Here is a 3,526-nt window from a genome sequence, read left to right as displayed (position 1 = left end):
GGCCGAGTACGCGGGCGCTGCGCCCCACCACCCCTTCGGCGACCTCTTTCCCCGCCATGTCCACAGCGACGGAAGGTATCTGCTGGTCCTCTACTTCGTCTTCGCCTCGTCCATACTCTTCACCACCCACATAGCCTCCAACATATCGGAGAGACTGGCCGAACGCGAGGAAGAGCTGCGGGCCAAGTCGCGCCAGCTCGAGGCGGCGCTCGCCGAGCTGCGCGAAAAGGACCGCCTCAAGAGCGAGTACGTGCGGGTCGTGGCCCACGACATGAAGAGCCCGCTCGCCTCGGCGCTAAGCCTCATCTCCGTCCTCCTCGGAGGGTACGCAGGCCCCCTGGAGCCGAAGGCGAGGGAAGTCGTCGAACGCATGGGCAGGAAGCTCGAATACCTCCACCACTACGCAAAGGACCTTCTCGACCTCTCGCGCATGCGCTCGGCCCGGTTCCTGAGCCTCCAGCCCGTGGAGATAGCGCCGCTCGTGGAAGAGGCCCTCGCCCTGGCGGCGGCGAAGAAGGAGGACAAGCGCATCAATATCGTCGTCGACACCTCGACGGCCCCGAAAGAGATCACCGCCGACCGCGAACAGCTCCTCCACGTGCTCATAAACCTCGTCGCCAACGCCCTCAAGTACACCCCCGACGGAGGCGCCGTGACGATACGGGCCGCCACCGAGGCGGACCGCCTTCGCATAGACGTGAGCGACACCGGCATCGGCATACCTCCCGACGAACTGCCCCGCATATTCGACGAATTCTACAGGGGCCGCAACGTGGCCAAGACCACGAAAGGCACGGGCCTTGGACTGGCGCTGGTAAAAGAGATGGTCGAGCGCCACGGCGGCAGCGTCTCGGTGGAGAGCAGGCCCCACCAGGGAACGCGCTTCACCGTGAAGATGCCGCTGCGCCAGGAGCCCCTCGCCCCAGACCGCCGCGACGGCCTGTGACAAATGTCCTTGCCCGCCGCCGGTGCATGGGATATTATTAATTACCCTGAGGGAACCTTTTTGAAAAAAGGTTCCCTCAGACTCCCTCCAAAAACTTTTGACGCGAGTTGGTTTCACCTGTTTTGCCAGGCAAAACAGGTGAAACCAACTCGTATCGAAAGTCTTTGAAGGGGGCCTGGGGGAAACTTTCTTCAGAAAGTTTCCCCCAGGGCGATGAATCGGGGCTTTCCGTCGCGGGGGGAGACGGTGCGTATTCAGATCGCACATAACGAAATACTCGGGAGGATCCTCGAGCGCAAGAGACGCAGCGACGGTTCGCCGCTCGAGGTGGACCTGAAGACCGTCCTAAAGGAGATACTGACCTGGGCCAACGAGTTCGTTCCCTCCGAGTCGGGCACCATCCTCCTCGACGATCCGCTGCTCAAGAGGCGGGGAAGCGGTTCGGGCAGGCTCTACTTCGTGGCCTGTTTCGGGCGGGCCTCGGAAAAGCTCATGGAGACGAGCATGCCCGTGGACGTGGGCATAGCCGGCTGGACATACCGCAGCGGGAAGCCCTACATAAGCGAGGACGTGCGCCACGACGGCGTCTTCTACCCGGCCATCGACAGGATGACCAAGTTCGAGAGCAAGTCCATCATCTGCGCTCCCATCAAGATCCATGACGTCACCATCGGCGTCATCGAGCTCATAAACAGGATAGGCCGCGTGAACTTCGACTCCAGGGACCTGAAACTGCTCAGGATATTCGCCGGCTACACGTCGGTGCTCATCCAGAGCTCGCTGGACGCCAAGCGGTTCGCCGACCTCTCCAAGCGGGACGACCTCACCGGCCTCTACAACGACCGCTACTTCTACGAAAGACTCACCGACCTTACGCGCCGGGCCGTGGAGGACGACAGGGCGCTGAGCCTCCTCTTCCTCGACCTCGACGGCTTCAAGGCCGTCAACGACTCCTACGGACACCTGACGGGAAGCCGCGTGCTCCGCGAGATAGGCCGCCTCCTCATGGATGCGCTCGCGGGGGTGGACGCCGTCTCGGCGCGCTACGGCGGCGACGAGTTCGTCGTCATCCTGCCAGGCAGGGACGGCGGCGGGGCCGCACTCCTGGCCGAGCGGGTCCGCTCGCGCATCGAGTCCTACACCTTCCGTGTCGAGCAGCTTCCGCCGGGCGGAAAGACGGTGGAGGTGAAGGGGGCCGTCACCTGCAGCGTGGGGCTCGCCTCTCTCAAGACCAACGTCGTGCCCGGCCCGAACATCCAGGCCGTAATCGAGGCCCTCATAAGGCAGGCCGACATGGCCATGTACGAGGCCAAGCGAGCCGGCAAGAACAGGGTCGCCGCCTCGAGGGCCCTCGTCTGCCCCCTCTGAGCCTTCGAGTCCAACTCCTTGTAAAGACTGCTCTTTTTTTCGCAACACAGCCGCTTGACAAGGCGCCGGCATGGACCTATACTTTAAGTAGAAGGGGGGGCGATACCCCCTTCAACGCGCGCAAGACGAGGGCGAAAGCCTTGAATGGAGGTGAGAACGATGCGGTTTGGACTCAAGAAATGGGACCCCGTAAGGGAGCTCTCCACTCTCCAGAGCGAGATGGAAGACCTCTTCAGGAAACTTACCGGCGGTTTCGGTCTTGAGTTCGCAAAGGGTCAGTGGTACCCCACCGTGGAAAGCTACCTCGAAGGCGACAAGCTGCACGTGAGGGCCGATCTGCCCGGTATGGATCCCGCGGACATCGACGTCTCCATTGCAGGCAACATGCTCACCATCAAGGGTGAGAGGAAGTCGGAGAGGAAGGAGAAGGAGAGCGAGTACCTCTTCTGCGAAACCTCTTACGGCAGCTTCGAGCGGACCATAACCCTGCCCGAGGGCGTGGACACGGAGAACGTCCATGCCGAGTACAAGGGCGGCGTACTCGAGATCACCATGCCCGCCAAGGGCGCCGCGCTTCCCCGCAAGGTGCACGTCACCGTGGCGAAGGAAGAGAAGGAGCGCAAGGCCGCCTGACGCGGGTGTGGGCCGGCCGTAACTCCCGCGCGGAGACGGACCGTGAGGCGGTGAGTAAGCCCGCCGGTCCGGCTCCGACGGGGCGTGAGCCGATGCGGGCCGCTCAGGGCGGCGTTCCCTGAGAGAAGAGAAAAGAGACTCGGAGGCCTTCGCCCTCGTCCCGAAGAGAAGGTCGCCGCCGGGAGCGGACCTGCACGAAAGAGAAGAAAGAGAGCCTCCCCGCCGTACCGGCGGGGAGGCTCTCTTTTTTTGTCAGGGCCGCCGTCGGCCGCAGACCGATCTGCCTCGTCGCGGGCCCGCGTCTCCCCCAGGCCCCTGTATTCGTATATGCAGCGGTCCCCTGGAGGTTCGGACCGCGCCAGGCGGGATCTTTTTACGCCTTTGCGGCCCGAACCTCCAGGGAACCGCCCCCACGGCAACGGACGCGGGAAAGACACCCCTTCAATTGCCTGGGGGAAACTTTCTGTAGAAAGTTTCCCCCAGCCCCCCTTCAAAGACTTTCAATACGAGTTGGTTTCCCCCTGTTTTGCTTGGCAAAACAGGGGGAAACCAACTCGCATTAAAAGTTTTTGGAGGGAG

3 protein-coding genes are annotated in these 3,526 nt (G+C 62.7%); all 3 read left to right on the top strand.

The features are described 5' to 3' along the window. The coding region (locus tag ENJ37_02405) for a HAMP domain-containing histidine kinase (GenBank protein HHL39335.1) at positions 1-946 on the top strand (946 nt) is incomplete at its 5' end. A 213-nt stretch (positions 947-1,159) separates the two neighbouring features. Continuing rightward, positions 1,160-2,314 carry a sensor domain-containing diguanylate cyclase gene (locus tag ENJ37_02400; protein HHL39334.1) on the top strand — a complete coding sequence of 385 codons (1,155 nt, stop codon included), beginning with the start codon at positions 1,160-1,162 and terminating at the stop codon, positions 2,312-2,314. A gap of 144 nt (positions 2,315-2,458) precedes the next feature. After that, positions 2,459-2,947, top strand: coding sequence for an Hsp20/alpha crystallin family protein (locus ENJ37_02395; protein HHL39333.1), 489 nt, complete (start codon positions 2,459-2,461; stop codon positions 2,945-2,947). Positions 2,948-3,526: the final 579 nt, after the last annotated feature.

This window comes from Deltaproteobacteria bacterium (assembly GCA_011375175.1).
Taxonomy (GTDB): domain Bacteria; phylum Desulfobacterota; class GWC2-55-46; order GWC2-55-46; family DRME01; genus DRME01.
This window is presented reverse-complemented; position numbering and strand designations above follow the sequence as displayed.

Bases quoted from the DNA above. Each gene is read 5' to 3' on its own strand.
- ENJ37_02400 (HHL39334.1), top strand. From the start codon at position 1,160: ATGAATCGGGGCTTTCCGTCGCGGGGGGAGACGGTGCGTATTCAGATC.
- ENJ37_02395 (HHL39333.1), top strand. From the start codon at position 2,459: ATGGAGGTGAGAACGATGCGGTTTGGACTCAAGAAATGGGACCCCGTA.